The 21,316-nt window shown below is 27.0% G+C and carries 14 protein-coding genes; all 14 read left to right on the plus strand.

All coding sequences use genetic code 11. The features are described 5' to 3' along the window. Window positions 1–1,160: 1,160 nt before the first annotated feature. Window positions 1,161–3,347 carry an NAD-dependent epimerase/dehydratase family protein gene (locus ACYUEW_RS12575; protein ID WP_257412170.1) on the plus strand — a complete coding sequence of 729 codons (2,187 nt, stop codon included), beginning with the start codon at window positions 1,161–1,163 and terminating at the stop codon, window positions 3,345–3,347. A gap of 130 nt (window positions 3,348–3,477) precedes the next feature. Beyond that, entirely contained in the window at window positions 3,478–4,227 is a 750-nt protein-coding gene (locus tag ACYUEW_RS12580) for a tetratricopeptide repeat protein (RefSeq protein ID WP_460276887.1), read from the plus strand. After that, window positions 4,227–6,056 carry a DUF2194 domain-containing protein gene (locus ACYUEW_RS12585; protein WP_460276888.1) on the plus strand — a complete coding sequence of 610 codons (1,830 nt, stop codon included), beginning with the start codon at window positions 4,227–4,229 and terminating at the stop codon, window positions 6,054–6,056. Before ACYUEW_RS12580 ends, ACYUEW_RS12585 begins: the two co-directional genes overlap by 1 nt. A gap of 6 nt (window positions 6,057–6,062) precedes the next feature. Continuing rightward, window positions 6,063–7,478 carry a GT4 family glycosyltransferase PelF gene (gene pelF / locus ACYUEW_RS12590; RefSeq protein WP_003486185.1) on the plus strand — a complete coding sequence of 472 codons (1,416 nt, stop codon included), beginning with the start codon at window positions 6,063–6,065 and terminating at the stop codon, window positions 7,476–7,478. Then, a complete protein-coding gene (gene pelG, locus ACYUEW_RS12595) occupies window positions 7,478–8,947 on the plus strand; it encodes an exopolysaccharide Pel transporter PelG (RefSeq protein WP_043031888.1) in 1,470 nt (489 codons plus the stop codon). Before pelF ends, pelG begins: the two co-directional genes overlap by 1 nt. Continuing rightward, complete coding sequence (locus ACYUEW_RS12600; protein ID WP_003486178.1) at window positions 8,934–10,631, plus strand: CotH kinase family protein; 1,698 nt, start codon at window positions 8,934–8,936, stop codon at window positions 10,629–10,631. Before pelG ends, ACYUEW_RS12600 begins: the two co-directional genes overlap by 14 nt. A 19-nt stretch (window positions 10,632–10,650) precedes the next feature. Then, entirely contained in the window at window positions 10,651–11,352 is a 702-nt protein-coding gene (locus tag ACYUEW_RS12605; RefSeq protein WP_003486176.1) for a polyphosphate polymerase domain-containing protein, read from the plus strand. 13 nt (window positions 11,353–11,365) lie between these two features. Beyond that, window positions 11,366–12,046 carry a DUF4956 domain-containing protein gene (locus tag ACYUEW_RS12610; RefSeq protein WP_032883719.1) on the plus strand — a complete coding sequence of 227 codons (681 nt, stop codon included), beginning with the start codon at window positions 11,366–11,368 and terminating at the stop codon, window positions 12,044–12,046. Beyond that, window positions 12,036–13,451: a DUF4832 domain-containing protein gene (locus tag ACYUEW_RS12615; protein WP_147567975.1), complete on the plus strand. Its 1,416-nt coding sequence runs from the start codon at window positions 12,036–12,038 to the stop codon at window positions 13,449–13,451. The genes ACYUEW_RS12610 and ACYUEW_RS12615 overlap by 11 nt, the downstream gene beginning before the upstream one ends. A 280-nt stretch (window positions 13,452–13,731) precedes the next feature. Further along, window positions 13,732–14,388 carry a TetR/AcrR family transcriptional regulator gene (locus ACYUEW_RS12620; protein ID WP_003486170.1) on the plus strand — a complete coding sequence of 219 codons (657 nt, stop codon included), beginning with the start codon at window positions 13,732–13,734 and terminating at the stop codon, window positions 14,386–14,388. 1,008 nt (window positions 14,389–15,396) lie between these two features. After that, window positions 15,397–17,307, plus strand: coding sequence for a sigma-54-dependent Fis family transcriptional regulator (locus ACYUEW_RS12625; protein WP_003486166.1), 1,911 nt, complete (start codon window positions 15,397–15,399; stop codon window positions 17,305–17,307). 530 nt (window positions 17,308–17,837) lie between these two features. Continuing rightward, entirely contained in the window at window positions 17,838–19,004 is a 1,167-nt protein-coding gene (locus ACYUEW_RS12630) for an iron-containing alcohol dehydrogenase (RefSeq protein WP_003486164.1), read from the plus strand. Window positions 19,005–19,344: 340 nt separating this feature from the next. Next, window positions 19,345–20,232 carry a sulfide/dihydroorotate dehydrogenase-like FAD/NAD-binding protein gene (locus tag ACYUEW_RS12635; RefSeq protein WP_460276889.1) on the plus strand — a complete coding sequence of 296 codons (888 nt, stop codon included), beginning with the start codon at window positions 19,345–19,347 and terminating at the stop codon, window positions 20,230–20,232. Then, window positions 20,232–21,316 (plus strand): NADPH-dependent glutamate synthase (gene gltA / locus ACYUEW_RS12640; RefSeq protein ID WP_460276890.1); only part of this gene is annotated, 1,085 nt, incomplete at its 3' end. The genes ACYUEW_RS12635 and gltA, both read left to right, overlap by 1 nt.

Here is a 21,316-nt window from a genome sequence, read left to right on the forward strand (position 1 = left end):
ATATATCTACTATATAGGCATTCTCTATATAGTAGATATATTCTTTTTATTTTTGAAAGTAAATATCTTTAATATACACTTTTTTATGTATATTTAGAAAATTAATAAAATTAAAATATATGAATGAATTATATTCACAGTATATTAAAAAAAGTTTTTTTTATATTGAAAATGACGGAGGAAAGATATAAAAATATATATTTAAAATATTTATTATATGTATTTAAATGTATATTTTACAATAAATTCCATGAGAAAATTCTAAAAAATATTTTAGCTTTAGGATAAAATCTATAAAATTATAAAAGAATAAAACCGTATATTTCCTTGTAATATATTGATAAATAAAGGTAAAAAATGATTTAAAAAGTTTTTTTTGACGCCAAAAGAAATTTATGGTATAGTTTTTTTGTGCAAATTTTGATGTAGTTAAGTTATTATTAAAAAATATCTTAACTATTGGCAAAATTTCAGGTTCTTTGAAAAATGTATAAGTTTAGCTAATTTGATTAGTGACAAATAGGCTATGAATAAATATAATTTTGGCAGATTAATAAAGCTATTTATTAATTTCTAAGCAGTAATAAACAAGGCGGTAAAACTAATTTTATTTTTAAAGAAACTAATAATTTTAATTGGGACAAGATTATTGGATAATTCATTATTTTAAATTTAAGGATAAATAAATATATTGAGTTATTTGTATTTGAAAATAAATTAAATACCTTTTTATCTTTATATTAAAATTTAAATGCATTATTAAATTATTATAATTATAATTTCACATTGGATCTATTTAAGTATGCTTCGTATTATTTAAAATTTTAACTACTGCTTGAGTATATTATGGCAATATATCTGTGACAAATTCATATCTGTTATAGTGTTAGCAAATCTCAATTATAAATTTGTCTACAAACAAATTTAACATATCTAGGATATTATATAAGCTAAGTTAATTGACGAAGCTAAAAGGCAATTATAGATTACATTTCTCTTTTCAATAGTCTATTTGTCTAAACTTATATAACTTGAGAGAATCGACATAATGGAATTCCATTTTTGCTTTATTATTATTCTATTAAATTTATAGTTTTTCATAGTGAAAATATTAATATTTATATAACTTAACATAATGGAATTTTTTGGAGGGATGATTTATGAGAGTTTTGGTAACTGGAGGATATGGTTTTATTGGTTCACATGTAGTAGAAAGGTTTGCAAAGGAAGGATATGAAGTATTTATCATTGATAATATGTCTTCAGGAAAACTTGAAAATGTAAATTGTAAACATAAATTTTATAAATTTGATGTTGAAGATAAAAGATGTGAATTTGTTTTTAAGAACAATAACTTTGATATTGTGGTTCATTTAGCTGCGCAAATTAATGTAATAACCTCTTTAGAAGACCCGTTTTTAGATACTAAAACAAATATTTTAGGTTTGGTTAATATGCTTGAATTATCTACAAAGTATAAGGTTAAGAAATTTATTTTTGCTTCTTCGGCAGCAATTTATGGTAATAATGAAAATATACCTCTTACAGAAAAAGAGATAGCCGAACCATTATCACCTTATGGTATAAGTAAATATGTGGGAGAAGGATATTGTAAAAAATGGAATGAAATATATAGTTTGGATACTATTTGTTTTAGATTTTCAAATGTATATGGACCAAGACAAGGAATTATAGGAGAAGGTGGAGTTGTTTCCATTTTTATGGATAATATAACTAAAGATCAAGAAATTACTTTAAATGGTGATGGAGAGCAAACAAGAGATTTTATCTATGTATCAGATTTGACAGATGCATTATTTAAAGCAGCTGAAAGTAATATTTCTTTTGGAGTGTATAATCTTTCTACTAATAGTAGATCAAGCTTAAATAATTTAATTAAAATATTAAACAATTTAAAAAAGATAAAGGGCATTATTAAAAAAGAAGATAGAAAAGGAGATATTAAACATTCCAGTCTAGATAACACCAAAATAAAGAAAGCACTGGGATGGATACCTATGGTTTCACTAGAACAAGGTATAAAAAATACATTTGATTGGTATTCAACTAATTATAAAGTTGAAGAAAACAATACGGAAAAAAAAAAGTTAAAATATGATGATAAAATAAAAAAATGTATACCCTATATTGAAAATATAGCATTATTTATTCTAATAATAGTTTTGACTACTTTTAAAAATGGAGAATATCTTGAAAATACTATGGATTTAAAACTTGCTTATATTTTTATAATAGGATTAACACATGGAGGAAAGCAAACAATAATTGCAACTACATTAACTAGCATTTTAGTTACTGTTGAAAATATTTTAAAGGGAAGATCTGTTTTTACGTTACCTCTAGATACTAATTTTGCTTTTAAAATTGGTATGTATATATTAGTTGGGGTTATCCTTAGTTATATTTTTGAAAGATATTTGAAAAAAGAGCAGTCACAAAAGAGAATTGTTGAGTCTTTAAAAGGTGAGTATGATTTATTACAAAATATATATAATGAAATACTTGAAGAAAAGTCAGTTCTGCAAGATCAAGTTGTAAATTCAGAAAATAGCTTTGGAAAGATATATGGAATTATTAAGAAATTAGATAGCTTGGAATCACAGTATGTTTATAGTGAGGCAGTTGAAGTAATCGAAAAGATTTTGAAGGTAGGGGATGTATCAATATACTCAATGGATAAAAACAATAAATATTTAAGATTAATTGTTAGAAAGGGGAAGAATGATATTAATATGCCTAAGACAATCACATTAGACTATTTAAAAGAAGCAAAAACTAATATATTTAATGGTGAATTGTTTGTAAATAAAAATCTTCATAGGGATATTCCAATGTTTATTTCTCCAATAAATGATCAGCATGGTACTCCGATTGCTTTAATAATGATTAATTCGGTTAAGTTTGAAAGATTAACATTGCATTTTATAAATTTGATAAATGTGGTTACAGGCTTAATTAAAGCAGCTATTTTAAAAGCATATAAATATGAACAAGCTATAAGAGATAAAAGATATATAGAAAATACGCCTATTTTAAAGAGAGAGTTCTTTGAAAATATAAAAAATATTAAAAAAGATGAAATGGAGAAGAATAAATCAGAATTTATTATGTTAAAAGTTAAAAATAAAGATAAAGATATTAATAGTTTATCTCATTTAATATTTAAAACAATTAGGCAAAGTGATTATATAGGAATGACGTCACATGATGACTTAGTTCTGATTTTATCAAATGCTTCTAAATCTGATAGTGGCTTAATAGTAGAAAGATTAAATGAAAAAGGTATACAAGCTGAAGAATATAATGAGGAGTGCCTATATGTTTAAGATATACTTAATTAATATCATTTTTTCCTTAATAATTTTTCTTTTTGCAAAAGTGAAAAAAAAAGAAGAATACTTTATTGGATTTATAATAATGATTTGTCTACCCTTTTTCGGGAGCGTATTTTATATTATGAATATTTATTATAGAAAAAAAATTACTAGCAAATTTAAGGTTTCAGAATTAGAAAAAGATAGTTATAGTCAATCTGATGAATTAACATCAAAACCATTTTATTTAAGCAAGAAAATGGATGTTATTCCAGTAGAGGACGCCCTTGTGCTTAATGATGAAAAAATTAAGCAAGATCTTATTATTAATGTTTTAAAGAGTGATCCATATAAATATTTAGGTTTTTTAAAAAAAGCACTTAAGGATGAAGATACAGAAACATCACATTATGCTGCTACAGCAGTTACTGAGGTGAAACGTAAACTTACTTTAGAAATTCAAGAGTTTGAAGAAAGATATGAAAAGAATAAAACTGATTTAACTGTAATAAAAGAATATGCAGATGCGATAAAAAAATATAATGATAGTGGATTATTAGATAAGAGCGCATATCAAAAGAACCTATATATATATATAGAATTATTAGAAAAGATCATTAAAATAGACGAATCAGATGAATATCTATATGAAGAAATTATAAACTGCTATATTCTATTAAAAGAATTTAAAAAAGCTATAGAATATTGCAATCGATACTTTGAAAAATTTAAAAAATCTGAAAAACCATATTTATTAATTATGAAAATCTATTTTATTAATAAAAATAGAACTAAATTTAATAAAGTATTAGAAAAGCTTAAGGAATCTAATGTTATATTAAATAAAGATTCTTTAAATCTTATTAAATTTTGGTTAGAAGGAGAAATTTAATGAATAATAATAAGTTATTTATTAGATTTGTTATAGTTTTATTGATTCTAGCCCTTGGTTTATTTGTTTTTAGACTAGAATTTATTTTAGGAAATGTTGAAAATACAGATGTATACAAAGATTACAACAGTAAGGATGGTAAGACATCTAATAAGTATAGTAGTATTAGTAATGCTAATAATGAAAAATACCTTTTTATATATAACCCAGGGGAAGAGATTAGTGTCAAGATAAAAGAAAATTTAAGCATAGTATTTTCATCTATTAAGAAGAAGGTTGATTATAAAGTAAATACAGATAATAATTTTTCTTTTAAGGGATATAAATGTGTAATAATAGATTTTCAATATTTATATAAATTTAAATTTTTTAATGAATTATTTCAATATGTTAAAAATGGAGGTACTGTTATTTTTGCAGTGACACCTGAAACATATAGTGGCCTTGAAGGTATTAGTAGGGAAGTGGGAATTTATGAATACAGAGAAATCACTAATATTAAAGGGATTAAATTAACAAATGATCTGATTTTTAAAGGTAATGGGGTTTCTAACCCTAATGCAGAGATTTCATCTGTTCAGGCTCAAGTTGATAAAAATTGTATTGTTCATGCGGTTTCTGAAAATAACAGACCTATAATTTGGGAAAAGTCCTTAGGAAATGGGAGAATATTATTTACTAATGGGGATCTTTTTCAATATAAGAAATATAGGGGTTTGTTTGTAGGCTTGTTAAGTAAAATAAAATCAGGGTTTATTTATCCTATTATGAACATGAAATTAAATTTTATAGATGATTTTCCTTGTCCTATTCCAGAAGGTTATAATAAAAAAATATATTCAGAATATGGAAGAAATACAAGTGATTTTTATACAGAAATTTGGTGGCCGACTATGCTAAGAAGTGCTAAAAATTATGATGCCAAGTATTCAACTTATTATATTGAATCTTATAATGATTTGGTAAATGGTAATTTTGATAAAGCTAGAAGTAAAGAGAATAGGGATATTCTTTTTAAATTAGGATATGAGGTAATTAAAAATGGTGGAGAAATAGGTCTTCATGGATATAATCATGAACCACTTTTTTCAGATGAAAAAATTAAAGATGTAGAGTCAGAATATAAGATTTGGCCTAGTCAAGAAAAAATGGTACAAGCTCTTGAAGAAGTGAGTAATTATTTAAAGTCTGTTTTCCCGAATTATAAATTTAGAAGTTATGTCCCACCTTCCAATATAATTGATAAAAAGGGTAAGGAGGCATTAAAAAAGGTTTTCCCAGATATTAAAGTAATAGCATCAGTTCTAGAAGGGGATAGTGATAAGGATGATGTGCATTGTGTACAAGAATTTTCAAAAGATTCTCAAGGGATTTTAAGTATTCCAAGATTTTCTTCAGGTTATGGATACACAGAAGAAAAAAAATTTGATATTTATAATGGAATTATGGCTTATGGGGTTTTTTCACATTTTGTTCATCCAGATGATGTTTTAGATCCAGAAAGAAGTGAAGGAATGAATTGGGAAAAAATGAGTACTGAATATAATAAAATGATGAAAGACGTATATACCAATTTTGATTGGTTAAACAGTATGACAATTTCAAATGGTGGTATAGAACTAAGTAAATATTTAGATAGTGATATAGCTTTTGAATATAATGATAATTCTATTAATGGATATTGTAAAAATTTCAAAGGCACTATGTATTATATTTTAAGAAGTGATAAAAAAATAACTAAAACAAATAATTGTGATTTTAAGGAAATTGATAATAAATTTTATTTAATAAAAGTAAAAGATTATGAATTTAAATTAGAAATGGAATGATGTGAGATGAGAATTTGTATTATAGCAGAGGGGAGTTATCCATATGTTACTGGAGGGGTATCAAGCTGGATACAAAGTCTTGTAAGATTAATGCCTGAGCATGAATTTGTAATTTTTGCAATAGGAGCTGAGGAAAGTTTAAAAGGGAAGTTTAAGTACAAATTGCCAGAAAACATTATTCAGGTTAAAGAAATTTTTTTAGATACATATCTTAAGGATAGCGGTGAAGTAATAATTCAGATGAATCTTAAAGAAAATGAGAAAAATGTTATTAAGAATTTAATATTAGGAGAAAATTTAAATTGGAATGATCTTTTTTCATTTATTGAAGAGCATAAAAATTATTCTGTTTCAGAGTTTTTAATGAGTAAAGATTTTTATGATATTATTCGTGAGATATGTGAAGAGAAATATCCTTATATAGGTTTTAATGATTTTTTCTGGACCATACGATCAATGATTTTAACTTTATTCCAAATTCTTAGAAATGAGATTCCTAAAGCTGATATTTATCATAGTGTGTCCACTGGGTATGCTGGAGTTATTGCGTCCCTTGGAAAGTATAAATATCATGTTCCAATGATTCTTACAGAACATGGAATATATACAAGAGAAAGAGAAGAAGAATTAATAAAGGCTGATTGGGTTGAAAGCGATTTGAAGGATTTTTGGATAAAGTTTTTTTATACATTATCAAGATGTGCCTATAAGTTTTCAGATAAGGTAATAACCTTATTTGAAAGAAATAAAAATATTCAGGTTAAATTAGGATGTAAAGAAAATAAAATATCAATAATACCTAATGGGGTAAATTGCAAAGACTTTAATAATATTAATAGAAAGAAAGAAAAAGATGAAATTATAAATATTGGGGCTATTTTGAGAGTAGTTCCAATAAAAGATGTAAAAACAATTATTCAAGGATTTGCTGTAGCTTATGAAAAGGTGAAAAATATTCACCTTTTCATAATGGGACCAGAAGATGAGGATCCTATTTACACTGAAGAGTGTAAGGCATTTGCTAAATCACTGAAGCTTAAAAATATAACATTTACAGGCCAGATAAATGTTAAAGAGTATGTAGGTAAGATGGACATTCTTGTACTTGGAAGTATAAGTGAAGGCCAACCATTAGCAGTATTAGAGGGGATGGCTTGTGGTAAACCACATGTCCTTACAGATGTTGGAAGCTGCAAAGAACTCATGTATGGAACCATGGATGATACAGCACAGGCTGGAATAATTGTGCCTGTTATGGATTATGAAGGCTTTGGTGCTGCTATCATAAAATTAAGTAACAATAAAAAACTTATGGATAAATTGGGTGGAAATGCATATACAAGAGTTTCAACTAGGTATACTATTGAAAATTTCATAAATAGTTATAAAAAAATTTATAATGAAGTGGTGAGAGAAATATAATGGCTGGAATAGGTTTTGAATTAAAAAAACTTTTTAAAGAACATAGCTTGTTTTATGATATTAGAGCATATTTCATATCTTCCTTGGTAAGTATTGGACCTACATGTTTATGTATATTACTAATTACGACAATGCAATATTTTATGAAAGTTATGGGCGAAAGTTATAAAAGTGTAGAATATTTTGTGACAATAATAGTATATTGTTTTTCATTTTCATTAATAATTACAGGAGGATTTTCTCTTTTAATATCCAGATATGTTTCAGATTGTATATATAAAGATAATAAAGAAAAGATAGTACCTTCCCTATTTGGTATTTTATCTATAGTTTTGGTAATTGATTTTACTATTTCAAATTTATTTTATATTAATTCTAATATAAGTAGTTGTGTAAAAATACTTTCTATAATTCTTTTAGGTGAATTATCAGTAGTATGGATTCAATCAGTATACATATCTGTTTTAAAAGATTATGTAGCAATTTTAAAGAGTTTTTTGATAGGGATTGGTAATATAATAGTAATTTATTTTGTTTTAAGTTATTTTATAAAGTTTAGTATATTTTATAGTGCGTTATTTTCTATTACTTTTGGATTCTTTGTAATGATAATGTTGTTTATAAAAAAGATAATAAAAGAATTTGGGCAAAATAGTTTTAACTATAAAGAGTGCTTTGAAGTAATTACAAGTTTTAATAAATATCCATATATATTTATTACAGGTTTTTTATATTATATTGGAATGTATATACATAATTTTGTGTTTTGGCTTAGTCCTAAGGGAATAACTGTGGAGAATACTTTTAGAGTTGCGCCATTTTATGATATTGCATTATTTTATGCTTTTTTATCATTAATGCCGATAACGGTACTATTTCAAGTAAAGACTGAAACTGCATTTTATCCTAAATATAAGAAATATTATATGGTATCTCAGGAAAAAGGAAACATAGAAGATATTAATTTAGCAAGGTCAGAAATGATTTCTACATTGTATTCTGAACTAAATTATCTTATTGAAATGCAATTTATTATTGGTTTAGTATTTATGGTATTTGGAAAAAAATTTTTACCTCAGATAGGGCTGGCAGGATTGCCAACAGATATATTTTCTATACTAGTTTTAGGAAGCATGAGTTTTTCTATAATGTATATTATAGTAGTGATTTTACTTTATTTTGACAGTATGGTAAATGCTATGAAAATATCAATTGTTTTCTGTGTGTTAAATTTTTTATTAACATTATTAACATTATTTTTAGGTGAGTATTTTTATGGATTTGGATTCTTTGTAGCAGCTTTAAGTTCCTTTATTTATTCATATCGTAAGCTTGATTCGTTTTTAAAAGAAATAGATTATTATACTTTTGCTTCTCAACCAATGTTTATAAAAAAAGTGGATGGTTTTTTTGTTAGATTATACCATAATAAAATTATGAAAGGAGACAAATTGAGTGAAAAAGATTAGCAGAAAAAACGTAATTATTATTGCAATATCCTTAATAATAGTGCTTATAATAGTTATTTTATTATTTGTCAAAAATATCATAATTGTCAATAAGGTTGAAGAAAAAAGTATAAAAAATGGTGGAAAAGTTGAATATACTGTTAAAGATAATAAAGCAATTTATGAAGAGGATGAAGATGGTGTTAGGAAAATATATATTACCGTTGCAAAAGATAATAAAAAAAATATGGGTAATTTATATAGATACAGATTTCATAATTTTTTAACTCAAAAGGGCAAACCAGAAACAAAACCTAAATTAAATGTACAAGTTGAGTTTGATAAGCCTTCTCCTATAATGGCTGGTTCAGATGTGAATGCAACTATTGAACCTAAGGGACATGCTACCAGTAGAGCAGCACAAAAATCATATAAAATAAAGCTTTCTAAAAAAGCTGGAAAATGGAAGGGACAAAGTGTAATAAATCTAAATAAGTGTCCTTATGATTTGACAAGGATAAGAGCAAAGTTAGCTTTTGATTTAATTAAGACAATTCCAGATATTTTTAGTATGAGAACAGAATTTTTTCAAGTTTATGTTAAGGATTTAGCTGGAGGAAGTAATGAATTTGTAGACCAAGGATTATATACTCAAATTGAGCAACCTAATGAATCATATATCAAAAATCATGGACTAGCTCAAGAAGGGTATTTATATAAGGCAGAATTTTTTGAGTTTAATAGATACGCTGACAGAATTAAAAATGTAACTGATCCTGCCTATGATAAAGTGGAGTTTAGTAAAATATTAAAATGTAGAGGGATAGAAGATCATACTAGATTAATAAAAATGTTAGATGATGTAAACAATTATGATTTAAATATTGATGATGTAATAAATAAGCATTTTAATAGAGAAAATTATTTAACTTGGCTTGCTATAAATATTTTAACAGGAAATAGAGATACAACATCTCAAAACTTCTTGCTTTTTAGTCCCGTTACTTCAGACAAATGGTATTTTATACCTTGGGACTATGACGGTGCTTTTGGATTTGAGTCCCAGGGAGATCAAAAGGTAGAATTTGCACCTTGGCAAATGGAACCTTTATCTAATTATTGGGGGGTTAAGTTGCATAAGAGGTTTTTATCTAATCCTAAGAATTTAAAAGATTTAACACAAAAAGTTGAAGAAATATCTAAATATATGTCTAAAGATAAAATAGAGAGCTTAGTTTCTAAATATTATAATGAAACGAATGCTATTATTAAAAGTCAACCAGATATACAATTTTTGCCGTCAACTCAAGAAAATTATGAAAAAGAGATTAAAAGGTTACCTTCTATTGTTGAAGAAAATAAGAAGAAATTCTATGATTCAATGAATACACCAATGCCAATATTTTTAGGTGAACCAAAGGTTGAGGGAAATGAGTATAGGTTTAATTGGGATGAATCCTTTGATTTCAAAGGAAATAGTTTAACATATAATTTTACTATTAGTAAAGATCCTAGCTTTAATAATATAGTGTTTAAAAAGGACTCTATAAAAAGCACTTTTATAAATGTTCCTAATTTAGAAGGAGGAAAATATTATTGGAAAGTGGAAATTTGCGATTCTAATGGTAGGAAGCAAGTAGCCTTTGATAGTTGTTACGATGGAGATGCTAAATATTATGGAGTAAAGGAATTAGAAGTTAAATGATGAGGGAGTAGGTAAAAATATGAGAAATGGAGGAAAAAAATTTAGGCATGAATTAAAATATTATATAAATTACAATGATTATATTTCAGTAAGGAATAGAATTAAATATGTACTAAAATTGGACCAAAATGCAGATGAAAGTGGAGAATATTTTATTAGAAGTTTATATTATGATGATATATATGACAGTGCATTATATGAAAAAAATTTTGGCGTAAATATTAGAAAGAAATATCGTATAAGAATTTATAATATGAGTGATAAGGTAATAAAACTTGAAAGAAAAAATAAAGTTGGTCAATATGTTTGTAAAGAAAGCGCCACAATTTCAAGAAAAGAGTATGATGAGATTATTAATGGTGATTATAAATCATTAGTTTCTTCAAAGCATCCTTTGAAAAGAGATTTTTATTGGGAAATTAAAAATAAAATATTAGCTCCTAAAGTAATTGTGGACTATGATAGAGAAGCATATGTAGGAAAAATAAGTGAAACTAGAATTACCTTTGATAAAAACTTAAGAGTATCTTATACAGACAATAATATTTTCAATGAAAATATTGCAACTCAAACCATTATAGCCATGCCAAAGATGATAATGGAAGTGAAATTTAATGAGTTTTTACCTGAAAGTGTACGTAAAATGATCTGTATAGATGCGGAAGATTTGAGTGCAATTTCTAAGTATGTTTTTTGTAGAGTACAAAAAAATAATATATAAATGGAGGGGAAACATGGATAAAAGTCTAACTTTTCAAGATATTTTTAAAAAAAGTTTCACACAAGTAGATCATTTTGGAAAAATACCCATTTCACAAGTAGTTATATGTCTGATAATAACAGCCATTGTAGCATCCTTTATTTTCTATATATATAAAGATACTTTTAGAGGCGTAGTATATAGTTATAGTTATAATATTTCATTGTTTGTGATGAGTTTATTAACATCGTTAATTGTATTAACTATAAGTTCAAATGTTGCATTATCTTTAGGTATGGTTGGTGCACTTAGTATTGTTAGATTTAGAACTGCAATTAAAGATCCTATGGATGTAATGTATATGTTTTGGGCCATAACAGTGGGAATAGCTTGTGGTGCCAAAATATATTCCGTGGCTATTTTGGGATCTCTTCTTGTAGGACTAGCTATTAAACTATTAACAAATTATAAAGTGAAAAACAATACCTATATGTTTATTATACATTATGAAGAAAAAATAAATGAAAAATTAATCGTTACACTTCAAGAAGTACAATATTTTATAAAGTCTAAATCTATTACAAGAGGGGTCACTGAGATGGCTTTAGAAGTAAAAGTAAAAAATAATAACACAGCATTTGTAAATGAAATATCAGAAATGGAAGGTGTTATTGATGCTTCTCTTGTAAGATATAATGGAGATTATGCAGAATAAGATGAAAATTAAAATTTGGGTTGTTAATTTATTACTTATAGTAATTATTGGGATTATAGTAATAATGTTTCTTCATAATAAAAAACGTATAGGTGTTGTAAATAAAGAATTTAAAGTTAATGAATTTAAAGAAAGTAATAGAGTAATAATTAATCCTTATATGGGGTTAGTTATGGATGCTACTTCAGGCTCTACGGAACAACCTTTTTCTATGGTTTATGCGGGAATATCGTGGAGAGAATTAGAGCCTCAGAAGGGAAAGTTTAATTTTAATGCAATTGAGAAAAAGATAAAATATAAGTATTGGAAAAGAGATAAAAGCTATGTTATAAGGGTATATATGGATTATCCTTCTAGTGAAAAACACATGGATATTCCAGATTGGCTGTATAAAGAGATTCAGGGAAAGGGAGTTTGGTATGATAAAGATGGAAATAAAGGATTTGCGCCCGAATATAATAATCCAATACTAATTGATTATCATAGCAAATTAATCAAAGCATTAGGAAAAAGATATGGTAAGGATAGTTCTGTGGTATTTGTTGAAATAGGAAGTATTGGTCAATGGGGAGAATGGAATAATTCCATATCAAATGTAGAAAATAAATTTCCTAATGCAAGTGTAACAGACAAGTACGTTAGACCTTACATACAGTATTTAAGCAATAAGATTTTATTAATGAGAAGGCCTTTCCAGATAGCAAAAGACAATAAAATGGGATTGTTTAATGATTCCTTTGGTGACAAATTTCAAACTAATGATTACTTTTTAAATTGGATAAATAATGGATATAAAGTTCCTGACAATGATCAGTACAATCCTGAAATGAATGGATATTGGAAAAAAAGTCCTTCGGGCGGGGAGTTTGCAAATTATCCAGGAGATATGTATTTAGAAAATAAAAATATTGAAAGTACAATTAATATGATAAAAAATAGTCATACAACTTGGTTAGGTCCAAGTAATCCTGGATACATAAGATTACCAAAGGAAAAGAAAAAGAATTTAGATAGATTGCTAAATATAATAGGTTATAGATACACTATTACAAAAATTCAATATTCTTATCTAAATTCTCCAGGGCAAAGTTTAATTGGAAGTATAGGCATAAAAAATTCTGGGGTTGCACCATTTTACTTTAAGTGGCCAATACAAGTGATTTTAGAAGATTCTAAAGGAGAGATTGTACAAAAAGAAAATTTGAATTATGATATTAGAAATCTACTTCCAGGAAGTGTAGATATCCCATTTCAAATTCCACTAGATAAAAATTTACCATGGGGAATTTATAAACTGAAAGTGTGTATATTAAATCCCGAAACCAACAAACCAGCTATTGAATTTGCAAATTTAGGATGTGAAAATAGTAAAGTTTGTAATGTAGGTGAAATGAAAGTGAAATAAACTAAAATAGATTTAGTTTAAGTGTGTAAAAGGTAAAAATATATGAAACAGATATAAAAATAACATTTAGTAGTTATTAATTTGATGAAATTTAAGATTAACTAATTTCTTATAAGTGGAGAAGTAGAGAATTTTAGAAGATATTTAGTAAAAAATTTTAATGTAAGCATATTAATAATTTTTTAGAATTATATAAACTTTACATATATAATACTATACTCCAAGTTATTAAGTGTTATGGAGTATATGAAGTTAGGAGAGGATAGCCATATATAATACAATGGAAACCAGAGAAAAACTTTTAATTTCTGCACAAAATGAGTTTTTGAAATATGGATATGAGAAAGCTTCCTTAAGAACTATATGTAAAAATGTAGGACTTACAACTGGAGCACTATATTTTTTCTTTAATAATAAAGAAGACTTATTTAAGTCATTAGTAAAAAAGATTGCAAACAGTTTTAAAAAAATTATTTGTGCCTTTGTAGAAAGAGAAAAAGAAAATTACAAAAATATTTGGAATGGTAATTGTAAATATATAGATAATCTCAATTATCATGTTGAGCATGAAAAGAAGTTTATGAAGTATATGTATGCTAATAAGACTGCATTTATTCTGTTGGTTATGAAATCACAGGGGTCTTGCTATGAGAATTATTATAATGAAGTTCTTCAGTTAGTGGAGGAAGTGTTTAGAGAATTTTTGGAGTTGTATAAGTGCAAAACAAGTAGGAATCCTAATATAAATGAATATACAATACATTGTTTGGTTTCATGGCGTATGCATTCTTATATTAATGTATTAAATAGTGATTTAACTCTTCATGAGGCACTAACTCAAGCAGAAGTTATAGCAAATTATGCAGTTGGTGGTTGGAACAGAATAATGAAAAATTCATTTGAAAATTTAGATTATAATTCTATGCTAGCGACTTAACTTTTCATGATGTGTTAACTCAAGTAGATGTTGTAGCATATTAGTTGGTGCCTGGAATAGAATAATAAAAAATTTCACTTGAAAGTTTAGAGTGTAATTCTATGCTTTCAAGTATATTTAACAGTACTACGTAACGGCTGTTATGCAAAAAAAATATATTAATTTGTTATGACTTATGTAATATAAGTTTTTTTTTATTTGCAGAAGGAAAGATAGTTTCAATAAAATGGACTATTAAAACAAATTCATTGATAATGAATTCTATCTTCAGAATTCGCAATGTGTCATATTTTTAGTTACAGAGGTTCATTTTATTATGGTAGTAATTATAAAATTCAAAGTAAAATGATTGATTATGGTTTGTTCTATTTAGAAGTTGATAATGGACAGATCTTAGATATTGGTTATGGCAACGGTGTACTGTCTATTAAAATAGCAAAAAAAAATTTCATTTGGATTATATTATAGGCATTTTATAGTAAAATGAAAAACTGAAAGGGGACAGTGTTTAAGCAGTATTGCATGGGTATATAAGTTATTTTCTTATCTTCTACCTTTTTAGAACAACTAAAAAATCATTGATATAACTACCTATTATTTACAACTATCTACTTTTATTTTTAAGAAGTTAAATTAAATTTATTTTAAGATAGTTTTTTATATATGTCTTGCTACTTCAAAGGCATCCCATATAGCAGTCATAATATTTTTTACATCTTTTGCATCTCCTAATAAATACATTACGCATTATTACCTCTACAGATCCTTATCATCAAATTTTAATTCATTATATAACTCTTTTTTAGAATTGATTGTCCATTCTTCCCGCAGTGATTACAGGAACTTTAAAAGCCTCTTTTAATTTTTCATTTAATGAAAGATACATTTTACTCTTTTATTTCTTTAAATAATTCATAGTATTTTTCTTTATCTTTTTTAAGATTATATTTTATAAGGTAAATAAAAATCTAAATTTTTGATATAATACTCACATAAGGAAGTGATGGTTTGATTTATGGTAAAGAAAAACAAGATAATATAATAAAAAAATCTCATGAGAGATCTGTTTATTTTGGAATAGAGGAAAATAGAGTTTTCCCCAAAAAAATTCTAAAAGGAAAAGAAATTACTAATAATATAGAAAAAAACAAGAACTTTTTAGAAGTTGCATCTCCTTTTATAGAAATATTATATGATTTTTTAAAGGGTTCAGGGTTTTTTATAATTTTAACAGATAAAGAAGGATGTATTTTAAAAATTATTGGAGATAAAGAAGTAATAGATATTGCCAATGATCTAAATATGGTAATGGGAGCATTTATGTCAGAGAATAGTATTGGCACAAACGCTATGGGCACAGCTATAAAGGAGAACATACCTATTCAAATATCTGAAAGAGAACATTTTATAAAAGCTTATCACAGATGGACATGTTCTGCAGCACCTATACATGATATAAATGGAGAAATAATAGGATCTTTAAATTTAAGTGGAGATAGAGATAAAGTTCATTCTCACACATTAGGATTAGTTGTAGCAGCCGTTAAATCTATAGAAAATCAAATAAATGTAGATAATACAAATAAAAAATTATTAGAAACATATCAATATATGAATACTATAGTAGATTCAATATCTTCAGGAATATATGTGGTGGATTTTAATGGAAAGATTAAGACCATAAATAAAGCAGCTTGTAATATTCTTGGAATTGAAGATAGAGACGTATTAGAGCAAAATGTAGAAAACATATTACCTAATTGGCAGGATATATTTGAAAGAATTAAAAATGGAAAAACCTATGAGGATAAAGAAGCGGTTTTAAATGATAAATTGATTAAAGGGAGATATAATGTTTCTGCTACTCCAATACAAATAGAAGATGAAATAATAGGAATGGTTATTGTTTTTAAAGAAATAAAAACGGTGTTGGATTTAGTTAATAAATATAGTGGTATGAGAGCTGTATATAACTTTGAAGATATTATAGGTGAAAGTAAAGAAATAAATAGGGTAATAAGCTATGCTAAAAGTATAAGTTCATCCCCCTCTACTGTATTAATTGAAGGAGAAAGTGGTACAGGAAAAGAATTATTGGCTCAATCGATTCACAATTATAGTGATAGAAGGAAAAATAGTTTTATTGCTTTAAATTGTGGAGCTATACCTAAAAGTTTGATAGAAAGTGAACTTTTTGGATATGAAGAGGGAGCTTTTACGGGAGCAAGAAGAGGTGGACATGCGGGTAAATTTGAGTTGGCTAATGGAGGAACTTTATTTTTAGATGAAATTGGAGAAATGCCTTTAGATATGCAAGTGAACTTACTTAGAGTTTTGCAAGAAGGGTATGTAACAAGAGTTGGTGGGGATAAAATAATACCTGTAAATGTAAGAATTATTGCTGCTACTAATAAGGACTTAAAAAAAGAAGTGGAAATGGGCACCTTTAGGCAGGATTTGTATTATAGATTAAGTGTAATACCTATAAAATTACCTCCTATTAGAGAAAGAAGAGGAGATTTACCTATACTTATTAAATATTTTTTGAGAAGTAAAGCCATAAAATTAAACAAACCAATGCCTCATATAAAGGAAGATATATATTATAATATGTTAGAATATAATTGGCCAGGTAACATAAGAGAACTGGAAAACTTTATAGAGAACATAGTTAATTTAAAGGGAGATAGTTCTTTTATATTGGAAGAGGATTTTAAAAATATTGAGCATAAACATAATTTTCATGAAAATAATATAGGACTTTTATATAGTAATAAAATAAGAACATTAGAGGAAATTGAAAAAGAAGCTATTATAAATACATTGAATGAATATAATAGAAATATGTCACAAAGTGCAAAGGCTCTTGGTATAACTAGAGCTACCCTATATTCAAAAATTAAGAAATATAATATTTGATTTTTCAAAGGATTTTTATTCATAATAGAGAAATTCTTTATTTAAATAAAAATAAAATCGAATTTTTTGTAGAATATTAAAATCATAAAATTTTGGATAAAAACAACAAACACTGTATAAAAAATATACAGTGTTTAATATTTATACAGTGAAACTCAAATTATTGTATAAATATTATACAATAAGCTATTTAAAATTTTAATTTTTTAAAGTGATGTATATTATTATTAGAGTAAAATATAAATAAAATAAAATTTATTTATTATATAGTAGTTATTATTTTATCAGATAGTTTGTTTTTTTATATTAATCTGTAGATTAAGGGAATGCCTGTGTATATAGGTGTTTTAGATAGTAAGCAGATATTTGATTTTAAGTTTATTATAAAAAATCCGTATATTATTATAATAGAACACAATTTAATTCTGTAACTTTGTTAAATTTTTGGCATAATACTTGCTTTAAATATTTGTGAAATAATAAGATTAATAAAAATATTCTAATATTTATAATATGAGGAGGAGTTCGATATGGAAAGATTTACATTACCAAGAGATCTTTATTTTGGAGAAGGTTCCCTAGAAGCATTAAAAACATTAAAGGGTAAAAAAGCCGTAGTAGTTGTAGGTGGCGGCTCAATGAAAAGATTTGGTTTTTTAGATAAAGTAGAGAGTTATTTAAATGAGGCAGGTATAGAGGTTAAACTAATTGAAGGAGTAGAACCAGATCCTTCTGTTGAAACTGTTATGAATGGTGCAGCTGTTATGAGAGAATTTGAACCAGATTTAATAGTTTCAATAGGTGGTGGATCACCAATTGATGCAGCAAAGGCTATGTGGATATTCTACGAATACCCAGATTTTACATTTGAACAAGCTGTTGTACCTTTCGGCATACCAGAATTAAGACAAAAGGCTAGATTTGTGGCTATACCATCAACTAGTGGGACTGCTACGGAAGTTACAGCTTTTTCAGTTATAACTGATTACAAGAAAAAGATAAAATATCCTTTAGCTGATTTTAATTTAACTCCAGACATAGCTATAGTAGATCCAGATTTAGCTCAAACAATGCCAGCAAAATTAACAGCTCATACTGGTATGGATGCTCTAACCCATGCTATAGAAGCTTATGTGGCAGGATTAAGATCTGTATTTTCAGATCCTCTTGCAATGCAAGCTATAATTATGGTAAAGGAATATTTAGTTAAATCTTATAATGGAAATAAAGGAGCAAGAGGACAAATGCATTTGGCTCAATGTTTAGCAGGAATGGCTTTTTCAAATGCACTACTTGGAATTACGCACTCAATGGCTCATAAAACTGGAGCGGTATTCCATATTCCTCATGGATGTGCTAATGCAATCTTCCTACCTTATGTAATTCAATATAATGCCAAATCCTGTGGTGAAAGATATGCAACTATTGCAAAAAAACTTGGACTTGCAGGTGAGAATCAGGATGAATTAGTAAAATCATTAATAGAAATGATTAGAGAAATGAATAAAACTATGAATATACCATCCAATTTAAAAGAATATGGTATAGCAGAGGAAGAATTTAAGGAAAATGTTAAATATATTTCTCATAATGCAGTATTGGATGCTTGCACTGGATCAAATCCAAGAGAAATTGATGATGAAACTATGGAAAAATTATTTGCCTGCACATACTACGGAGAAGATGTAGCATTTTAATTAAAAAACTATTTCAATAAAGTAATATAACTTTATTGTATAACTTATAACTTTAAAACTTCCTTTTTAAAAAGAGGAAGTTTTAGAGTTGCATATTACTTTATAAAATTCATTATTTATATATAAAATTATAACAAATAAAATTTGTGCTTTTGAATGAAATTTTTATTAAATTTATAGTTTATAGATTAGTACCCAAGACTTAATAGTTTTTAATATAGTTTTTAATATAGTATAGAAATTTTAAATATTTGAATTTTTAAGAAGTATAATATATATTATTCTTTGTAAGGAAAATTTTTAGATTTATATTAATTGGGAGAGAATAGGGGGAATAAAAGTGTATAAAATAATTGAAAAAAAAGAATTAGCGCCAAAGATATATTCTATTGAAGTAGAAGCAAAAAGGGTGGCTAAATCAGCGAAACCAGGGCAATTTATTATAGTAAGAATTGATGAAAAAGGAGAAAGAATCCCACTTACTGTAGCAGATTATAATAAAGAAAAAGGAACGGTAACCATAGTTGTACAGGCTGTTGGATCTTCAACTAGTAGAATGGTACAGCTTAAAGCAGGAGATTACTTCATGGATTTTGTAGGACCACTTGGTAAGCCTTCAGAATTTCTAGAAGAGGATTTAGAAAGCCTCAAAAATATGAAATTAATATTTGTAGCAGGGGGAGTAGGAGCAGCACCTGTATACCCTCAAGTAAAATGGCTTTGTGAAAGAGGAGTAAAACCAGAGGTTATAATAGGAGGAAAAAGCAAAAACTTTATACTATTAGAAAAGGAAATGGTAGAGTTAGGAGCAAGGGTATATCCTTGTACAGATGATGGTTCTTATGGATTTCATGGATTTGTAACCAATAAATTAAAAGAACTAATAGATAGTGGAGAAAATTATGATAGATTAATAACTATTGGTCCTATGATAATGATGAATTTTGTAATCAAGTTAACAAAAGAATATAAAATACCTACCATTGCAAGTTTAAATACACTTATGGTAGATGGAACAGGAATGTGTGGAGCCTGTAGAGTAACTGTAGGTGGAGAAACAAAATTCACCTGTGTAGATGGACCAGAGTTTGATGGACATCTAGTAGATTTTGATGAAGCTATGAAAAGACAAGCTTTATATAAAACTGAAGAAGGAAAAAGGCTTCATAAAGTAGAAGAAGAAAAAGAAGGTCATGTATGTCATATAGGAGCGGGGGGAAATGCATAATGGATAGAATGAAAAAAACACCAGTTAGAGAACAGGATCCAAAGGTAAGAGCTACTAATTTTGAAGAAGTATGCTTAGGATACAATGAAGAAGAAGCTGTTAAAGAAGCTGGCAGATGTTTAAATTGTAAGAAGCCAATGTGTGTAACAAAATGTCCAGTTTCAATAGGAATACCAGAATTTATACAACATGTAAAAAATCAAGAATTTGAAGAGGCTGCAAAAACTATAGCTAAATACAGCACACTACCAGCAGTCTGTGGAAGAGTCTGTCCTCAAGAAAGCCAATGTGAAGGAAAATGTGTTCTTGGTATAAAAGGAGAACCGGTAGCTATAGGAAAGCTTGAAAGATTTGTTGCAGATTGGTCAAGAGAACATAATGTAGATTTATCCCAGAGGGAAGATAGTAAAAATAAAAAGATAGCAGTAATAGGAAGCGGTCCAGCAGGACTTACTTGTGCAGGAGATTTAGCTAAAAAAGGATATGATGTAACTATATTTGAAGCTCTTCATGAACCAGGTGGAGTTTTAGTGTATGGGATACCAGAATTTAGATTGCCAAAAGATACTGTAGTAAAGCGTGAAATAGAAAATGTAAAAAAATTAGGAGTTAAAATAGAAACCAATGTAATTATAGGAAGAACTGTAACTATAGATGAGCTTATAGAAGAAGAAAAATTTGATGCAGTATTTATAGGATCTGGAGCAGGGCTTCCAAGATTTATGGGAATACCAGGGGAAAATGCAAATGGAGTATTTTCAGCAAATGAATTTTTAACAAGAAATAACTTAATGAAAGCATTCAAAGATGAATATGATACACCTATAAAAGTAGGACAAAAGGTAGCCGTAGTAGGTGGTGGAAATGTTGCTATGGATGCTGCTAGAACAGCTTTAAGACTTGGAGCAGAGGTTCATATAGTATATAGAAGGTCAGAGGCAGAACTTCCAGCAAGGGTAGAAGAAGTACACCATGCAAAGGAAGAAGGAATAATATTTAACCTTTTAACAAATCCAGTAGAAATATTAGAGGATGAAAAGGGCTGGGTAAAAGGAATGAAATGTATAAAGATGGAACTAGGAGA

The organism is Clostridium sp. CTA-1, from assembly GCF_054768215.1.